This is a genomic window from Salinimicrobium sp. WS361, assembly GCF_050750585.1.
GTDB lineage: Bacteria > Bacteroidota > Bacteroidia > Flavobacteriales > Flavobacteriaceae > Salinimicrobium.
The window spans coordinates 1-15,435 of sequence record NZ_JBOJLM010000004.1; the positions used below are offsets into that span (position 1 = coordinate 1).

18 protein-coding genes and 1 tRNA gene are annotated in these 15,435 nt (G+C 43.3%); 9 read left to right on the top strand and 10 right to left on the bottom strand.

The window, feature by feature from the left end; translation table 11 throughout:
- The 5 genes from ACQ93I_RS04765 to ACQ93I_RS04785 all read left to right on the top strand — a co-directional run.
- The coding region (locus ACQ93I_RS04765) for a cobalamin-dependent protein (RefSeq protein ID WP_431697414.1) at positions 1-400 on the top strand (400 nt) is incomplete at its 5' end.
- Positions 401-441: 41 nt separating this feature from the next.
- On the top strand, positions 442-1,719 hold the full coding sequence (locus ACQ93I_RS04770) for an acetyl-CoA hydrolase/transferase family protein (RefSeq protein ID WP_431697415.1): 1,278 nt from the start codon (positions 442-444) through the stop codon (positions 1,717-1,719).
- Between the two features lie 115 nt (positions 1,720-1,834).
- On the top strand, positions 1,835-2,506 hold the full coding sequence (locus tag ACQ93I_RS04775) for a succinate dehydrogenase cytochrome b subunit (RefSeq protein WP_431697417.1): 672 nt from the start codon (positions 1,835-1,837) through the stop codon (positions 2,504-2,506).
- Complete coding sequence (locus tag ACQ93I_RS04780) at positions 2,503-4,425, top strand: fumarate reductase/succinate dehydrogenase flavoprotein subunit (protein WP_431697419.1); 1,923 nt, start codon at positions 2,503-2,505, stop codon at positions 4,423-4,425. Before ACQ93I_RS04775 ends, ACQ93I_RS04780 begins: the two co-directional genes overlap by 4 nt.
- A 6-nt stretch (positions 4,426-4,431) precedes the next feature.
- Entirely contained in the window at positions 4,432-5,178 is a 747-nt protein-coding gene (locus ACQ93I_RS04785; protein ID WP_431697420.1) for a succinate dehydrogenase/fumarate reductase iron-sulfur subunit, read from the top strand.
- Positions 5,179-5,396: 218 nt separating this feature from the next.
- Here the strand turns inward: ACQ93I_RS04785 and pckA are convergent, their stop codons facing one another.
- From pckA to ACQ93I_RS04800, 3 genes are all read right to left on the bottom strand, one after another.
- Complete coding sequence (pckA, locus tag ACQ93I_RS04790; protein ID WP_431697421.1) at positions 5,397-7,031, bottom strand: phosphoenolpyruvate carboxykinase (ATP); 1,635 nt, start codon at positions 7,029-7,031, stop codon at positions 5,397-5,399.
- 100 nt (positions 7,032-7,131) lie between these two features.
- Positions 7,132-7,911 carry a universal stress protein gene (locus ACQ93I_RS04795; RefSeq protein ID WP_266070869.1) on the bottom strand — a complete coding sequence of 260 codons (780 nt, stop codon included), beginning with the start codon at positions 7,909-7,911 and terminating at the stop codon, positions 7,132-7,134.
- Between the two features lie 365 nt (positions 7,912-8,276).
- Positions 8,277-9,050, bottom strand: coding sequence for a UDP-2,3-diacylglucosamine diphosphatase (locus ACQ93I_RS04800; RefSeq protein WP_431697422.1), 774 nt, complete (start codon positions 9,048-9,050; stop codon positions 8,277-8,279).
- 129 nt (positions 9,051-9,179) lie between these two features.
- Here ACQ93I_RS04800 and ACQ93I_RS04805 point away from each other — a divergent pair, with 129 nt between their 5' ends.
- Together ACQ93I_RS04805 and ACQ93I_RS04810 are read left to right on the top strand one after the other, a co-directional pair.
- Positions 9,180-10,130: a ring-cleaving dioxygenase gene (locus ACQ93I_RS04805; RefSeq protein ID WP_431697423.1), complete on the top strand. Its 951-nt coding sequence runs from the start codon at positions 9,180-9,182 to the stop codon at positions 10,128-10,130.
- 2 nt (positions 10,131-10,132) lie between these two features.
- On the top strand, positions 10,133-10,780 hold the full coding sequence (locus ACQ93I_RS04810) for an alpha/beta hydrolase (RefSeq protein ID WP_345599770.1): 648 nt from the start codon (positions 10,133-10,135) through the stop codon (positions 10,778-10,780).
- Here the strand turns inward: ACQ93I_RS04810 and queD are convergent.
- The gene (gene queD / locus ACQ93I_RS04815) at positions 10,777-11,229 is read right to left on the bottom strand and encodes a 6-carboxytetrahydropterin synthase QueD (RefSeq protein ID WP_266070873.1); all 453 of its coding nucleotides are present in this window, start codon (positions 11,227-11,229) and stop codon (positions 10,777-10,779) included. The two genes, ACQ93I_RS04810 and queD, sit on opposite strands and share 4 nt — an antisense overlap.
- A gap of 132 nt (positions 11,230-11,361) precedes the next feature.
- On the opposite strand from queD, the gene ACQ93I_RS04820 reads away from it, so the two are divergent.
- On the top strand, positions 11,362-11,988 hold the full coding sequence (locus tag ACQ93I_RS04820; protein WP_431697425.1) for a 2OG-Fe(II) oxygenase: 627 nt from the start codon (positions 11,362-11,364) through the stop codon (positions 11,986-11,988).
- 3 nt (positions 11,989-11,991) lie between these two features.
- Here the strand turns inward: ACQ93I_RS04820 and ACQ93I_RS04825 are convergent, their stop codons facing one another.
- Genes ACQ93I_RS04825 through ACQ93I_RS04850 form a run of 6 tightly spaced genes read right to left on the bottom strand, consistent with a single transcriptional unit; the run spans position 11,992 to position 15,159 of the window.
- Complete coding sequence (locus ACQ93I_RS04825) at positions 11,992-12,120, bottom strand: hypothetical protein (RefSeq protein ID WP_431697427.1); 129 nt, start codon at positions 12,118-12,120, stop codon at positions 11,992-11,994.
- The gene (locus ACQ93I_RS04830) at positions 12,120-12,296 is read right to left on the bottom strand and encodes a hypothetical protein (RefSeq protein WP_266070876.1); all 177 of its coding nucleotides are present in this window, start codon (positions 12,294-12,296) and stop codon (positions 12,120-12,122) included. The genes ACQ93I_RS04825 and ACQ93I_RS04830 overlap by 1 nt, the downstream gene beginning before the upstream one ends.
- A 34-nt stretch (positions 12,297-12,330) precedes the next feature.
- Entirely contained in the window at positions 12,331-12,510 is a 180-nt protein-coding gene (locus tag ACQ93I_RS04835; RefSeq protein WP_266070877.1) for a hypothetical protein, read from the bottom strand.
- A 1-nt stretch (position 12,511) separates the two neighbouring features.
- Positions 12,512-13,279 carry an enoyl-CoA hydratase/isomerase family protein gene (locus ACQ93I_RS04840; protein WP_431697428.1) on the bottom strand — a complete coding sequence of 256 codons (768 nt, stop codon included), beginning with the start codon at positions 13,277-13,279 and terminating at the stop codon, positions 12,512-12,514.
- Between the two features lie 51 nt (positions 13,280-13,330).
- The gene (locus ACQ93I_RS04845) at positions 13,331-14,656 is read right to left on the bottom strand and encodes an MATE family efflux transporter (protein WP_423817814.1); all 1,326 of its coding nucleotides are present in this window, start codon (positions 14,654-14,656) and stop codon (positions 13,331-13,333) included.
- Positions 14,656-15,159: a GNAT family N-acetyltransferase gene (locus ACQ93I_RS04850; protein WP_431697429.1), complete on the bottom strand. Its 504-nt coding sequence runs from the start codon at positions 15,157-15,159 to the stop codon at positions 14,656-14,658. The genes ACQ93I_RS04845 and ACQ93I_RS04850 overlap by 1 nt, the downstream gene beginning before the upstream one ends.
- A 91-nt stretch (positions 15,160-15,250) precedes the next feature.
- Between ACQ93I_RS04850 and ACQ93I_RS04855 the strand changes: the two genes are divergently transcribed.
- Positions 15,251-15,324 (top strand) — tRNA-Ala (locus ACQ93I_RS04855).
- Positions 15,325-15,435 lie beyond the last annotated feature (111 nt).

Below are 15,435 nucleotides of genomic sequence, written 5' to 3' on the forward strand. Positions count from 1 at the left end.
GGAAGGCCGCCGCCCAAGGATTATGGTGGCTAAAATGGGACAGGATGGTCATGACCGTGGTGCCAAAGTAGTATCTACAGGTTATGCCGATGTGGGTTTTGATGTAGACATAGGACCATTGTTCCAGACTCCGGCAGAAGCTGCAAAGCAAGCCGTGGAAAACGACGTGCACATTTTAGGAGTTTCTTCTCTGGCTGCAGGGCATAAAACATTAGTGCCACAGGTAATTGAAGAGCTCAAGAAATACGGCAGAGAAGATATCATGGTGATTGTTGGAGGGGTGATCCCTTCACAGGACTACCAGTTCCTCTTTGACGCAGGTGCCGTAGCAGTTTTTGGCCCCGGTACAAAGATCAGTGAAGCAGCGATAAAACTTCTGGAAATCCTTATTGAGGAATAAACCTTCAGAATTAATATTTACAAAAATTAAAATTCAGCATTATGAGAGATTCTCTTAACATAGTTTCCCCAGAAGAAGCTGTATCTCACGTAAAATCGGGAGATAGAGTCTTCCTGCACGGTGCCGCAATGACTCCCAATGTACTCATAGATACGCTTACCCAACGCTATCGTGAACTACAGGATGTGGAGTTTATTCATATTCATACTGAAGGGGCTGCACCTTATACGCAGCCTCCTTACAATGAATCCTTCAGGACCAACAGTTGCTTTGTGGCGGGTAATGTAAGGCAGGCAGTCAACTCCAGTATTGGCGCCTACATTCCTATATTCTTAAGTGAGATACATTTGCTCTTCCGCAGAAATATTCTTCCGCTCGACGTGGCTTTCGTACAGGTTTCTCCGCCAGATGAACACGGTTATTGTTCGCTGGGGGTTTCTGTAGATATCGCCTTACCAGCAGTACAAACTGCAAAAAAGGTGATAGCGCAGGTGAACCGAAGGGTACCTCGCACTCATGGAGATGGTATTATTCACGTAAGCCAAATTCACGCAGCCATTGAAGTAGACCAGCCTATTCATATTCACGACATCCCCACACCTTCGCCTATTGAACAAAAAGTGGGAGAATACGTAGCCGGACTGGTAGAAGATGGTGCTACGTTGCAAATGGGAATAGGAGGTATTCCAAATGTGGTGCTTTCTAAATTAATGAACCACAAGCGCCTGGGAATTCATACCGAATTATTCTCAGACGGGGTGTTGCCGCTCATTGAAAAAGGAATCATCACCGGCGAAGAGAAAAAGATCAAGACCGGAAAGATCGTGACCTGCTTTGCAGCCGGAAGTCAGAAGTTGTACGACTATATTGATGATAACCCGGTAGTGCATTTTAAAGAAGCTGCTTACACCAATGATTCTGCTATTATAAGGCAAAACCCAAAGGTAACTGCTATTAACTCGGCTATTGAGATAGACCTAACCGGACAAATTTGCGCCGATACTATCGGAAAATATCATTTTTCGGGAGTGGGTGGCCAAATGGATTTCATTCGCGGTGCATCTCTTTCTGAAGGCGGTAAAGCCATCTTTGCCATGCCATCGGTGACCAATAAAGGGATTTCAAAGATTGTTCCTTCCCTCAAAGTAGGCGCAGGGGTTACCACAACCAGGGCCCACGTACATTATGTAGCCACTGAATATGGGGTAGTCAATCTCTTCGGAAAAAACCTTAAAGAACGCGCCAAAGCACTTATCTCTATTGCTCATCCCGATCATAGAGAGGAGCTTGAAAAAGCCTTTTTTGAGATGGCATATTGATTTCCTGATTTAAACAAATCAGACACTGAGAAAACGGACAAACTGCTTCAGAAGCTTTTCTGAAGCAGTTTGCTCCCTTTCTTTATTCATTTTTTGACAGAAATTTCACTTAATAATGATATTCATAAAAAACTCCGTTACCCGAAAGAACCTTATGGCAATTACAGGCTTGTTTTTGTCGTTCTTTTTAATCATTCATCTTTTAGGTAATTTACAGTTACTGTTGCCCGCAGCAGAAGCGCAGCTTCAGTACAACTCCTACAGCCATTTGCTAGGTGGTAACATCGTTATAAAACTTGTTTCGTACGTTTTATACCTATGCATCCTCCTGCATTCAATAGATGCCATCTACCTTTCTTTTAAGAAAAGAAAAGCCAATGGCACTTCATATTCCTATGACCGTCGTGGAAGAGCCAGTTCCTGGTATTCCCGAAATATGATGGCCCTGGGTATTATAATTTTTGTGTTCCTGGTAATTCACTTTAAAGACTTTTGGTACCACTACAAGTTTGGTGAACTTCCGGTAGATACTAACGGGAATAAAGATCTCTACACCATTGTGGTTGTTGCTTTTGAACAACTCTGGTATGTTGTGCTATATATTGTGGCCATACTCGCTTTAGGTTATCACCTACTTCACGGCGTTTTTAGTGCTCATAGAACAATGGGAATCTATCACCCCATGTACAACCGAATTATAAACATAGCAGGAAAGTCCTTCGCTGTAATTATTACCATAGGATATATTATTATTCCTCTATTCCTCTACTTTAATCTACAATCATGAGCAAGACCTTAAAAGCACCAATTCCTGAAGGCCCTTTAGCCGAGAAATGGAACAACTATAAAGCAAAAGCCCGTCTTGTAAGCCCAAACAACCGTAAACAACTAGAAGTAATTGTGGTGGGCACAGGACTGGCAGGAGCATCTGCGGCAGCATCTCTGGCCGAAATGGGATACAATGTAAAAAGTTTCTGCTTTCAGGACTCTCCAAGACGCGCACACTCTGTTGCCGCCCAGGGAGGCGTGAATGCAGCCAAAAATTATAAGAATGACGGTGACAGTGTGTACCGTATGTTTTATGACACTTTAAAAGGAGGCGACTTCCGCTCACGCGAAGCCAACACCTACCGCCTTGCCGAATGTTCTGCAAGTCTTATAGATCAGGCTGTAGCTCAGGGAGTGCCTTTTGGCCGGGAATACGGCGGATACCTGAGAAACCGATCTTTTGGTGGCGTGCAGGTATCACGAACCTTCTATGCCAGGGGCCAAACAGGACAACAACTGCTCCTGGGATCTTACCAGGCTTTGTTGAGACAGCAGCATACCGGAAAGGTAAAGCTTTATGCGCGTCACGAAATGCTGGATGTGGTGATCATTGAGGGTAGAGCACGCGGAATTATAGCAAGGAACCTCGACACCGGCGAAATTGAACGTCACGGCGCACACACTGTAGTACTGGCAACAGGAGGTTTTGGTAAGATCTACTACCTCTCTACCCTGGCTATGGGTTGTAATGCTTCAGCTATTTGGCGGGCTCATAAGAAAGGGGCCTACATGGCTAACCCCAGCTGGACTCAAATTCACCCAACCAGTCTGCCTCAAAGTGGGGAACATCAGTCTAAATTAACGCTGATGAGTGAATCCCTGCGGAATGACGGCCGCATCTGGGTGCCCAAAGATAAAAATGAAACCCGTGCTCCCGGCGAAATTCCGGAAGAGGACAGAGATTATTACCTCGAAAGAAAATATCCATCATTTGGAAACCTGGCGCCCCGCGATATCTCATCGAGAGCTGCCAAAGAGCAAATAGACCTGGGCAAAGGAGTGGGACCTCTCAAAAATGCCGTTTACCTCGACTTTTCCAGAGCTATTAAAGAATACGGCAAAGACGTAATTGCCGAGCGATATGGCAACCTTTTCACCATGTACAAGAAAATTACCGGTATTGATGCCTATAAAGAACCTATGAAAATCTCCCCTGCAGCCCACTTTTCAATGGGTGGTTTGTGGGTAGATTATGAACTTATGACCACTGTACCCGGACTTTTTGCTATTGGAGAAGCTAACTTTTCAGACCATGGAGCCAATAGACTGGGAGCAAATTCCCTGTTGCAGGCTTGTGTAGACGGATATTTTATTCTGCCTTACACCCTTCAGAATTATTTAGCCGATCAAATTAAAATTCCGAAGATCGAGGTCAATCACCCGGCATTTGAGGAAAGTGAGAAGCTGGTAAAAGACCAAATGCAGTCATTTTTAAGCTGCAAGGGTAAAAAAACAGCCGAAGAATTCCATAAAGAGCTCGGAAAAGAACTCTATGATAAATGCGGACTCCTTCGCACCAAAGACGGTCTGGAAAAAGCTATAGAGAACATAAGAACTTTAAGAGAAGAATACAAAACCAACCTACTGGTACCTGGAAGTGCCGAAGAAGTGAATAGTGAGCTTGAAAAAGCCGGCAGGGTTGCAGATTATATGGAGCTGGCAGAGCTTATGTGCGTAGATGCCCTTCACAGGGAAGAATCTTGTGGAGCCCATTTTAGAGCCGAATTTCAAACTGAAGATGGCGAAGCCCGGCGGGATGATGAGAATTTCTGCTATTCGGCAGCCTGGGAATGGACAGGCAATGCATCTCAGCCAATTTTAAACCGTGAACCCCTGGTCTTTGATACCGTAAAACCAACGGTGAGAAGTTATAAATAGAAAGTTATGAAGATTACATTAAAAATATGGCGTCAACGTGACTGCCAGAGCAAAGGAGAATTTAAAGAATATCACCTGGATGAAGTAAGCAAAGACATGTCATTCCTGGAAATGCTGGATACCCTGAACATAAAATTAATAAAGCAGGGAGATTTACCGGTAGAATTTGACCATGACTGCCGCGAAGGTATTTGTGGGCAATGTGGAGTGATGATCAATGGTATTGCCCACGGGCCTCTAAAAAATACCACCACCTGCCAACTACACATGAGGTCTTTTAATGATGGAGACACTATTTACGTAGAGCCTTTTAAAGCTTCGGCCTTTCCTATCGTGAGAGACTTAAAGGTAAATAGATCGGCGCTGGATCATATAATTACCTCTGGCGGATATGTTTCTGTAGACACAGGCCAGGCTCCCGAAGCCAACTCAATCCCCATCACTTTTGAACAGGCTGAAGCTGCTTTTGATGCTGCGGCATGTATTGGATGTGGGGCTTGTGTGGCCAGTTGTAAAAATTCAAGTGCTGCACTCTTTACAAGTGCCAAGATCTCACACCTGGCGCAATTGCCTCAAGGAGATAAAGAGACCTCAACCAGAGTGGTGAGCATGGTAAACCAAATGGAAGAAGAAGGTTTTGGCCACTGTACCAATACTGAAGCCTGCGAGGTAGAATGCCCTGAAGGTATTTCTGTTCTCAACATCGCCAGGATGAACTACGAGTACAACAGGTCAAAATTGATGAAAAAATAAATATCATTTAACTATAAGAAAAATAGGGAGCTGTAAAAAGCTCCCTATTTTTTTTGTGCAGATACGTCAGGTTACTATAGGTTAAGCCAGCGAAGTAATTCAGCAGAAGACATTTTTGGGCTTTACATCCCTAACTAACTGGTAAGTATTGAAGTATTAAAATGAAAAGGCCGTCTTAGAAATCTAAGACGGCCTCCTCGTGGTTAGAAAAGCTCTAGTTAAAATTCTGCTTCCATGTGGTGGTGCTCATCAATTAGCGGACCTCCATTAATGATCTGTTCCGATGCCTCAGCAGAGAATTTTTCGAAGTTGAGGTGGAAAGAATGTGCCAGCTGAATTGACTTTTGAATATAGGCTCCTTTTTGCAGCCAGGTATTGATTGGGTTCAGCATTTCGATAGGCACATTAGGACAATATTTCGGCATATAAAGACCAAATATTGGGTGCATTTCAAATTCTACGTTTTCAAGTTCTCCTTTCAAAATAGAAGTGATCATGGCACGGGTATATTTCAGTTTGATCCTTGATCCTACTCCAAATGGGCCACCGCTCCATCCGGTATTCACAAGCCATACGTTAACCCCGGCTTCTTTCATTTTGGTGCTCAGCATTTCCGCATAAACAGTTGGGTGCAACGGCATGAAGGGCGCACCAAAACAAGCAGAGAATGATGGTACAGGCTCAGTAATTCCGGCTTCTGTTCCGGCAACTTTTGCTGTATATCCTGAAATGAAGTGGTATGCAGCCTGCCCCGGAGTTAGTTTTGAAACCGGAGGAAGTACTCCAAATGCATCACAGGTAAGGAAGAAAATATTCTTTGGGTTTTTGGCGTAAGATGGTGACTGGATATCGGCAATGTGATCTATAGGATAACTCACCCTGGTATTTTGAGTGATGGTTGCATCAAAAAAGTCTACTTCTTTAGTGCCTTTTTTAAAGATCACGTTTTCAAGTAAAGCCCCTGGTTTAATTGCGCGATAGATATCTGGTTCAGATTCTTCGGTAAGGCCAATAACCTTGGCATAACAACCACCTTCAAAGTTAAAGATCACATCTTCTGATGTCCATCCGTGCTCATCATCTCCAATAAGCTTACGATCTGGATCGGCAGAAAGCGTGGTTTTTCCTGTTCCTGAAAGTCCGAAGAAAATAGAAGTATCTCCTTCCTGTCCTACGTTGGCAGAACAGTGCATAGGTAGTACATCTTTTTCAACCGGAAGGATAAGGTTAAGAGCAGAGAAAATTCCTTTTTTCATTTCGCCAGTATAGGCAGAACCTCCTACAAGCGCAACTTTTCTGGTAAAATCAAGAATACTAAAGTTTCCCTGGCGTAAACCGTACTTGGCGGGTTCGGCTTCAACATAACCGGGAGCACATAGTACCAGCCATTCTTCAGAAAAATCTTTAAGTTCTTCTTCCTTAAGCCTTAAAAACATATTCTTTACAAAGAATGCAGACCATGGATATTCGGCAATGGTGCGCACATTCATTCGGTAATCTGGGTGTGAACACACATAACCGTCATGAACGTAAATTTCTTTACCAGATAGGTATTCGGTGACTTTATCGTACAGCAATCCGAAGTTTTCTGAAGATAAAGGTTTATTGATATTTCCCCACCACACTTTGTCTTTGGTGTAATCGTCTTTTACCAAAAAGCGGTCCTGTGGAGATCTACCGGTAAAAGTTCCTGTATTGACACTAAGGGTGCCATTTTCAGTTTCGGTACCCATTCCCTTACGTACAGCGATTTCCTGAAGTTCTTCTCCAGAAAGGTTCCAGTTCACTCTACAGTTTTTCAACCCGTATTTATCGAGGTTTGTGGCTTGAGGTCTTTCTAAAACATTTTTCATGATCTAAATATTGAGTGGTTATAAATGGTGCCATAATCTATGGCGGTAATAAAGTTTATATTCTCACCAGCAGTGAGAAAGTTGGTGTTCCTGCTTTTGCTTAATCAAGCACCAGTAATGGAACATTTGAGTGTAGCGTGAGCAATCTTGTAAGACGGCCTGGAGAAGCTTCATCACCCGGTAAGTGGGTTTTTGGCATAATGGCCAGCATATCCATATCGTTCTTTTTAATGTAATTCAAAATTCCAGCTTCAATGTCTTCACTTTCATGGAAGGTGTGGTGAGAATAGAACATTTCAAGAAAATAATTGAGGGTAGTTTCATTACTCTCATCATCTTCGCTATAGCCCATTGCCATCTCTTGTTGTTGTATGGTTAAAACATGGACCTGCGCCTTGTGTTTTCTTGAAACATCAAGTAACACATATAAAGGAGATCTGTCGGCAATCTTTTCGTTACCTAAAGAGAGGATTATACTTTCAAGTCTAAATTTTTTATATTTCTCTGGAATCACCAAAACTGGGAGGTCGGCTTCCTGTACCAGGCGTGAAGTGGTAGTTGCCACATTTTCTTCTTCGAGATTGGCACCTCTGGTTCCCATCATAATAATATCAACCTTTAACTCTTTTTGAAGCTGAATGATAGAGGAAACCAATTCGCCGGTCTGCACCAAGGTATAGATCTCGGGAGAGAGCGGTTTTTTATATTTTTTGATGATTTTTTTAAAATTCTCACGTATAGCATTAACATCAGCACCTTCTTCAGTAATGTTGAGTAGGAATAAATTAATTAACGGATCCTTATCTGCAAATTTCACAGCGTAATCCAAAGCATTTTTAGATACTTCAGAAAAATCGAAGGGGATTAGGATATTTTTCATGGCTTTAAAAATTGCGGAAACTGCCGTACACATTTCCTGATTTATATTACCTAAAGATACCTCTATTAAAAGCCTACCAATATGACAAATATCATTTGCATAATGAAAGAAATCAACATTTTAGCATCGAAAACGATTGCAGGTTTTGCAATTTTATAACTGAAGAAAAATGGGTGTCAAAAATGGCATTTTTGGCACCTCTGTAAATTTATATTTCCCCTAAAAATTCTGAAATTTTCACCAGTAATTCTCCTGAAGCCAGAAAAGATTTAGCCCCAATTTTCTTCGGAAGAAATTCCTTCCGAAGATCAAACTAAGCATGTGTAGATGATTATTATCCTAAAAACTGATGTGAAAGAAGTGCGTTACTTCTGAAGGTTTTCATTTTTCCACTCTTTAAGCTGAAGTTCTTTACCATCAAAAACTCCGTAAGTGTAGAAATTGATCCAATCTCCCAGGTTCATATAGGTAGCATCTTCCTGAAGGCTGATATCTAACGGCAGGTGGCGATGACCAAAAATAAAGTAATCGTAATGTTGTGTTTCCAGCTTTCGGCGGCAGTATTGAATAAGCCATTCCTTTTCTTCTCCCAAAAACTGCACATCCTCTTCTCCCGAAATAGCCTTGTTCTTCACCGAAAAGTACTGCGCCAAAGGCACGCCCAAATCGGGATGCAGCCACCTGTACAGCCATTTTGAAAGCGGATTGGTAAATACCTTTTTCATGCGCTTATAGCCTTTGTCTCCCGGCCCCAGCCCGTCACCGTGACCAATAAGGAACTTCCTGTTATTGAAAACAAACTCCTTTGGCTTTCTAAATACCGGGATATCGAGTTCCTTTTCAAAATAATCATCCATCCAGAGATCATGGTTACCTACAAAGAAATATACAGGAATACCCCTGTCCCTCAACTGGGCGAGTTTTCCCAATGTTCGCACAAATCCTTTTGGAACCACATGTTTGTACTCAAACCAGAAATCGAACAAATCTCCCAGGAGAAAAATAGCTGCAGCATCCTTACTTACGTGCTCAAGCCAGGCCACGAATTTTGCTTCCCTGGGGCGGCTTTCTTCGGCCGTTGGTGCTCCCAGGTGGTTGTCACTTGCGAAATAGATCTTTTTACCCTCGGGTATCTGCATGCTAAGGATTTGCCGGTAAAGATAGTTTTAAAATTTCCGAAGTTAAAATCTTCAGAAAAAAGGCCATCGCACGGCGCTGTACTTGGGCATTTTATTAATTAAAAGTATCTTTAAAACAAACAGTAAATAATGAGCCAGCTAATTACCGGAATACATCATGTCACTGCCCTTGCGGGTGAGCCGCAAAAAAATCTTGATTTCTACACGGGAATCCTGGGGCTGCGCATGGTCAAGAAAACAGTAAACTTTGATGCAACCGATGTATACCACTTTTATTATGGCGATGAACAAGGCCAGCCAGGATCTATCATGACCTTCTTTCCTTATGAAGGGATCAAAAAAGGCCGGCATGGCAAAGGCATGCTCAACATCACCACATTTTCGGTGCCTGCAAATTCTCTTCTGTTTTGGGAAGAGCGTCTTAAAAAGTTCAATATCGACTTTAAACCTGCGCAAGACAGGTTTGATGGCGAGGCGGTAATTTATTTTGAAGATCCCGACGGGCTGGGGCTGGAGCTGGTTTTTAATGAGCGCGACGACAGGCCGGGATGGACCTATGGGCAAATTCCGCTGGAGCATTCCATCCGCGGATTCTACAGCGTAGAAATATGGCAGGAAGGTTATGAAGGCACTGCGGGTTTACTGCAGGAAGTTCTTGATCACAAATTAATTGCCGAAAAAGGAAACCGCTTTCGCTTTGCGGCTACAGATGCGCCGGGGAACTACGTAGACATTCTATGCCGGCCCGATGCACTGCGGGGTCTTGGCGGCGGCGGCACGGTACATCACCTGGCTTTTTCTACAGCAAATAAAGAAAGTCAGTTAGGGGTTAGGGAGAAGCTGGCCAGTTCGGGTTATAACCCCACGCCGGTATTAGATCGCCAATACTTTGAATCTATCTACTTCAGGGAACCCGGAGGCGTTTTATTTGAAGTAGCCACAGCCGAACCCGGATTTGCCATTGATGAAGCGCAGGATACGCTGGGGCAGGAGCTTAAGCTTCCGCCGCAGTATGAATCGCGCAGGGAACTGATAGAAAAAGCCGTAAAACCGGTAAACCTCAACCCTTCAAAATTTTAGACATGTTACATCAAAAAGATTTCAAGTATAACGGAACTCCTCTAAAAGATGCAAAAAAGGCACTCATCATGGTGCATGGCAGGGGCGGCTTTGCCGAAGATATCCTGGCAGTGGCCGATCATCTTAAAATAGAAGATTTTGCCCTGGTTGCCCCACAGGCTTATAACAACAGCTGGTACCCGCTCTCTTTTATGGCCCCGGTACAACAAAATCAGCCGTGGTTGGATTCGGCTGTAGAGATGCTTCAGCTTTTGGAAAAGGAACTCAACGATGAGGGCATAGCTTCAGAAGATATCTATTTCTTCGGATTTTCACAGGGTGCCTGCCTCACGCTTGAATATGTAACGCGAAATGCCAAAAGGTACGGCGGGGTAATTGGGATTATTGGCGGACTTATAGGCAAAGAAATCAACACCGGAAATTATCTTACGAATTTTGAAGGCACCCCGGTTTACCTGGGCACTAGCGATCCCGATGCGCACGTACCTGCCGAAAGGGTGCAACAAACCGCTGATATTCTAAGGAACAAAAATGCGCAGGTGGAGCTACAAATTTTTCCCGATGCCGGGCACGTGATCTTACCTGAGGAACTGGGCCGGGCCAATAATTTTATCTTCGGATATTCGGGGATGAAAAATGAAAAACCTTAAAGGTTATCTGAAGCGTACCATTCGGCATAAGAAGTCTCGGTCTCCTGTAATTTCAGGGAGAAAAGCTTAATATGCTCTGGCAGGCGGCTCATTATTCTTTCAGCAAAATCCTGGATCATATTCTCACTGGTGGGTTGGTATTCAACAAGAATGATGTTGTGGCCTCTCTTTTGTAATTCTTCTGCCAGCTCAACATGAGGCGTGTTCTTGTTAAAAACAGTAGCATGATCAAATTTATCAACGATCTCCTGTTTTACAATTTTTTTGAGGTCCCCAAAGTCTATGACCATTCCCAGCTTCACGTTATCCTCATCTTTTATGGGCTCTCCCTGCACTGTTACCCCTAATTTATAACTATGGCCGTGCACGTTCTTACACTTGCCGTCATAGCCAAAAAGGGCGTGGCCTGCCTCAAAAGAAAATTGTTTGGTGATGCGAATAGTTGCCATACTTTAATTTTGGGCAAAGATAGAGCTTGGCTACACGAAATTTAACTATTCAGCCTAAAAAATTATAAATCTTTGCTTTGAAGACCACATAAAATATGGGAAATTCAAACGTACATTTGCACGCCTAAAATAATGACATTGGAAATTATAGAGAACCCGGTTTATGAAAAGATCATTACAGATCTTTCTGAGCAGCAATATTCTATTGTTGAAGATTTCTTCAGCCCCGAAGAAGTCCTGGAGCTACGCAATTCCCTGTTGCACAAATATGAAGAAGACAACTTCAAAAAGGCTGCAATAGGAAACCGAACCAATGAAATTATCGCAAAATCTATTCGCGGGGATTTTATTTTATGGTTAAATGAAGCGGAAGTAGCGCAGGCCGAAAAAGCCTTTTTTAGAAGGATCAACGATTTTGTAGATTACCTTAACCGCACCTGCTTTACCGGGATTCTACATAAAGAATTCCATTACGCCCTATATCCCGAAGGCACTTTCTACAAACGACACCTGGACACCTTTCAAAATGACGACAGGCGAAAACTCTCTATGGTGTGTTACCTCAATGAGCAGGACTGGCAGCCCGAGTATGGAGGGGAACTTGTAATTTATAACAATGAAAATGGCGTTGAAGTTCCAAAAAGCATTTACCCGTTCCCTGGAAGAATGGTCATTTTTGAAAGCCAGATCCTGGAGCACGAAGTAAAACCGGTAAAAACCGAAAGGCTGAGCATTACAGGCTGGTTGAAGACCCGCTAAAACCTACTTCCTGAATTTTTTATACAACACCACCACGATTAACAAAATTGCGAGGAGCAGCCAAAAGCCATAGCCACTTAAAAACCTGAGCAGGTCAAAGGTTTCCTCATTTACGGGGAGATTTTCCTGCATTAGCGTTCATTTCTTTTGCGCCAGGCATACCTCGCGTAGAAAAATATGCCTAAAATGATAAGGATGCCTACAAGGTACATCCATTGGTCTTCGAGGAAATTCTCTAAAGAAAATCCGTAGCCTTCCCTTTCACTTGCGGGTTGATCTTTTGGTATATGTTCCTGCTGAAAATTCATACTGCCTGCATTTTAGGTGTCAAAAATGACATTTTTAGCTGATGCTTTTTTTCTTTCTGAAGAAAGCAAGATAAAGAATAACAGCCAGAATCACCACGGCTGCGGTCACTACTTCCCAAAAATTAGAACCTACAAAATAACCTACTTCATAGCCTACCTGGAAAGCTTTGGTTTTCTCTATCTCCTGAAAGAGCACTACATTCATTAATTCCATATTATTTCCTGAATTTTGATAAAGCGCTTCGTGTAAATTCTGAAAGGACCAATTCTCCCGAAATTGCCGCACGTTCCTGAAGCAAAGAATCCCAGTTCCTGGTTCCTTCCCACAGCACTTTCTTCATTTCCAGAAGGGCAGCAGGATTGTAAGAAGCCAGTTTTTCTGAAAAGAATTCCAGTTCCTTATCCATGTCAGCTGTGTTTTCAAAAACCCGGGCATAAAGGCCTTTTTCCTTTGCCCAGTAAGCATTTTTCCACTCGTGTGCTGCAAGGGTAAGTTCGCCAAGGGCGGCTACCCCCATTTTTCGCTCAATTGCCGGGGCAATGACGAAGGGGCCGATTCCTATACTTAGTTCAGATAATTTTATTGCGGCATGTTCAGTAGCAAAACAATAATCGCAGGCTGCTGCCAGGCCTACCCCGCCGCCCACGGTTTTTCCGTGAATACGGCCAATAATCAGTTTCTTACAGCTGCGCATGGCATTGATCACATTGGCAAATCCCGAAAAAAAGACTTTCCCCTGCTGCATATTCTCTACCGCCAAAAGCTCATCAAATGAAGCCCCGGCACAAAATGCCCTGTCTCCTTCAGCTCTTAAAATGATGATCTTTACCTCATCATCATCTGACAGTTTATGCAGTTCCTTTTCAAGCCGTTCTAACAGTATCCCGGGAAAAGAATTACTTGCCGGGTGCCCAAATTCAAGAGAAGCAATCCCGTTAACAATGTTGGTGTACAAACTTCCATTCTCCCTGTTCGTGGTCATTTTTTTACTCTTTCCCGTAAAGTTACATTTTTTATTTTCAGTCCTGTACTTCTAGGTTTCTTTGTACAGATATTTCCTGCGGAATTTAATTACCAGCGCACTGCTTCTAATCAGCATCCATACAAAGAAAGCGATCCAGATGGCGTGGAGTTTTAATCCGAAGTAATCGCCGATGAGCAGCGCCGGGGTGAAACCAAGAAAGGTAGCTGCCAGCAACACATTCCGAAGATATTTTGCTTCCCCCAGCCCTTTAAATATTCCGTCGAACATAAAAGCAATGGCATTCACAGGCTGCATGAACAGTACCATCCAGAAAACAGAAGTGAACAGCAGCAGCACCGGTGTTTCTTTGCTGAAGATCAATCCTATTTCTTCGTAAAACAGCGCACAAATCCCGATTAAAAAAACAGCGATGATCACAGAATATTTGCTGATCTTTTTGCTCAACTGCCATAAGCCGTTGTAATCTTTGGCTCCCAGGAGGCGGCCGCCCATGGCATTTCCGGCATTGGCATAGCCATCAATAAAGAAGCTGAAAAAGAGCCAGATGTTCATGAGTATACTCTGCGCAGCAATGTAATTTTTACCGTAATCTGTCGCATAGGCATTTGCAAGGTAAATGGCGAAATTTAAAGCTGCAGTACGCACAAAAAGGTTTCCGCTCATTAAAAGCAGGGCTTTCATCTGTGGATTGATTGTGCGGCTAAGGCCCAGGTGAAAAGGCGTTTTTTTGAAGAAAAAATACAGTGCCATGACCAGCATGACCAGTTGTGCAATAACACTGGCATAAGCGGCACCTTCAAGATGCATGGCGGGAATCCAGCCCTCTATGCCATAAACCAGCATAAAATCGAGCCCTACATTTAGAACCGCGCCGGTGAGGCTGCATTTCATGGCCCACAACGTATTTTGGAGCCCACGAAAAACACCAAAGAGAGCGAAAGTGACCAGGGTAAGTGGGTAGCCTATCGCACGGATACGATAATAGTCGGCAGCATAATTTAAGACCTTTCCTTCAGCATTATACGCACTAAAGATCGCAGCAGCGAAGTAGGCTGTCACGGCATAGATCACCAGACTCAGTAAAAAGTTGAAAAAAATAGCCTGTGGCACCAGTGTCTTAACTGCATGAATGCGATTTGCACCAAAATGCTGTGACACCAAAGCCGAAATAGCGGTTTTAGTTTGGGCTACGATCCAGATAATAGCCGAAAGAAATGAACCTACAATTCCTGCTGCGGCAAGAGCTTCAACAGGATCCTGATCTACATTTCCAATAATGGCAATATCGGTTAAGGAGATGAGAGGTTCTGCAATGCCCGCGATTATTGCCGGAATTGCAAGCTGATTGATATTTTTGAAGTTCACTACAGCCATTACTCCATCACTTTTTCATAGCAGTAGAAAGGTGCTTCACTTTGCTTCGGAAAATAAATATTCCCCAGCCTTTTGTAGCCACGGGCTTCGTAAAACCTTTGGTTTCGCTGGTTTTGGCTGAAGGTATCCAGCCTTACAGAATCATAGTTGTGCTTACGTGCAAAATCTTCAGCAAAATCCATAAGCGTACGCCCATGCCCGTTGCCCCACTTCTGCGGATTGGTAGCCAGGCGGTGCACGTAAAGGTTATTCCCGCTGGGAGTGAGCCAGGTTATAGGCAGGTACTCTTCATCTATGGTAGGCGTCAACACGATAATCCCCTCAATGGTTGCTTCTTCTTCAAGCACATACAATTCCTCCTGTAAAATGTCATTTTTGAGCCGCTCTAAAGAAGGATAAAATTCATTCCACTGCAGGATCCCTTTTTCCTGCATAGCGTGGGCACAGGCTTCAGTGAGGCTTTTAATGGTCGCTAAGTCTTGGTATTTGGCTGTTCTTATCATGTGAGAAAGGCTTCTCAACAAAAATAATTTTATAGAAAGAAATAAAGGCTTTAAACATTGAAATATATTTTATAAATTTGCCCTCATCAATGGGGGATTAGCTCAGCTGGCTAGAGCGTTTGGCTGGCAGCCAAAAGGTCATCGGTTCGACTCCGATATTCTCCACAAAAACCACCGTTTCGCGGTGGTTTTTTCGTTTTTGGGTGTTCCTAACTGCTTACCGTATAGAAAGACCTCACAGGTTTTCAAAACCTGTGAGGTCGGGGTGAGGTCTGC

Excerpts from the sequence above, each read along its gene's own strand:
- ACQ93I_RS04770 (WP_431697415.1), top strand. The coding sequence starts at position 442 with ATGAGAGATTCTCTTAACATAGTTTCCCCAGAAGAAGCTGTATCTCAC.
- ACQ93I_RS04775 (WP_431697417.1), top strand. The coding sequence starts at position 1,835 with ATGATATTCATAAAAAACTCCGTTACCCGAAAGAACCTTATGGCAATT.
- ACQ93I_RS04780 (WP_431697419.1), top strand. The coding sequence starts at position 2,503 with ATGAGCAAGACCTTAAAAGCACCAATTCCTGAAGGCCCTTTAGCCGAG.
- ACQ93I_RS04785 (WP_431697420.1), top strand. The coding sequence starts at position 4,432 with ATGAAGATTACATTAAAAATATGGCGTCAACGTGACTGCCAGAGCAAA.
- pckA (WP_431697421.1), bottom strand. The coding sequence starts at position 7,031 with ATGAAAAATGTTTTAGAAAGACCTCAAGCCACAAACCTCGATAAATAC.
- ACQ93I_RS04795 (WP_266070869.1), bottom strand. The coding sequence starts at position 7,911 with ATGAAAAATATCCTAATCCCCTTCGATTTTTCTGAAGTATCTAAAAAT.
- ACQ93I_RS04800 (WP_431697422.1), bottom strand. The coding sequence starts at position 9,050 with ATGCAGATACCCGAGGGTAAAAAGATCTATTTCGCAAGTGACAACCAC.
- ACQ93I_RS04805 (WP_431697423.1), top strand. The coding sequence starts at position 9,180 with ATGAGCCAGCTAATTACCGGAATACATCATGTCACTGCCCTTGCGGGT.
- ACQ93I_RS04810 (WP_345599770.1), top strand. The coding sequence starts at position 10,133 with ATGTTACATCAAAAAGATTTCAAGTATAACGGAACTCCTCTAAAAGAT.
- queD (WP_266070873.1), bottom strand. The coding sequence starts at position 11,229 with ATGGCAACTATTCGCATCACCAAACAATTTTCTTTTGAGGCAGGCCAC.
- ACQ93I_RS04820 (WP_431697425.1), top strand. The coding sequence starts at position 11,362 with ATGACATTGGAAATTATAGAGAACCCGGTTTATGAAAAGATCATTACA.
- ACQ93I_RS04825 (WP_431697427.1), bottom strand. The coding sequence starts at position 12,120 with ATGCAGGAAAATCTCCCCGTAAATGAGGAAACCTTTGACCTGCTCAGG.
- ACQ93I_RS04830 (WP_266070876.1), bottom strand. The coding sequence starts at position 12,296 with ATGAATTTTCAGCAGGAACATATACCAAAAGATCAACCCGCAAGTGAA.
- ACQ93I_RS04835 (WP_266070877.1), bottom strand. The coding sequence starts at position 12,510 with ATGGAATTAATGAATGTAGTGCTCTTTCAGGAGATAGAGAAAACCAAA.
- ACQ93I_RS04840 (WP_431697428.1), bottom strand. The coding sequence starts at position 13,279 with ATGACCACGAACAGGGAGAATGGAAGTTTGTACACCAACATTGTTAAC.
- ACQ93I_RS04845 (WP_423817814.1), bottom strand. The coding sequence starts at position 14,656 with ATGGCTGTAGTGAACTTCAAAAATATCAATCAGCTTGCAATTCCGGCA.
- ACQ93I_RS04850 (WP_431697429.1), bottom strand. The coding sequence starts at position 15,159 with ATGATAAGAACAGCCAAATACCAAGACTTAGCGACCATTAAAAGCCTC.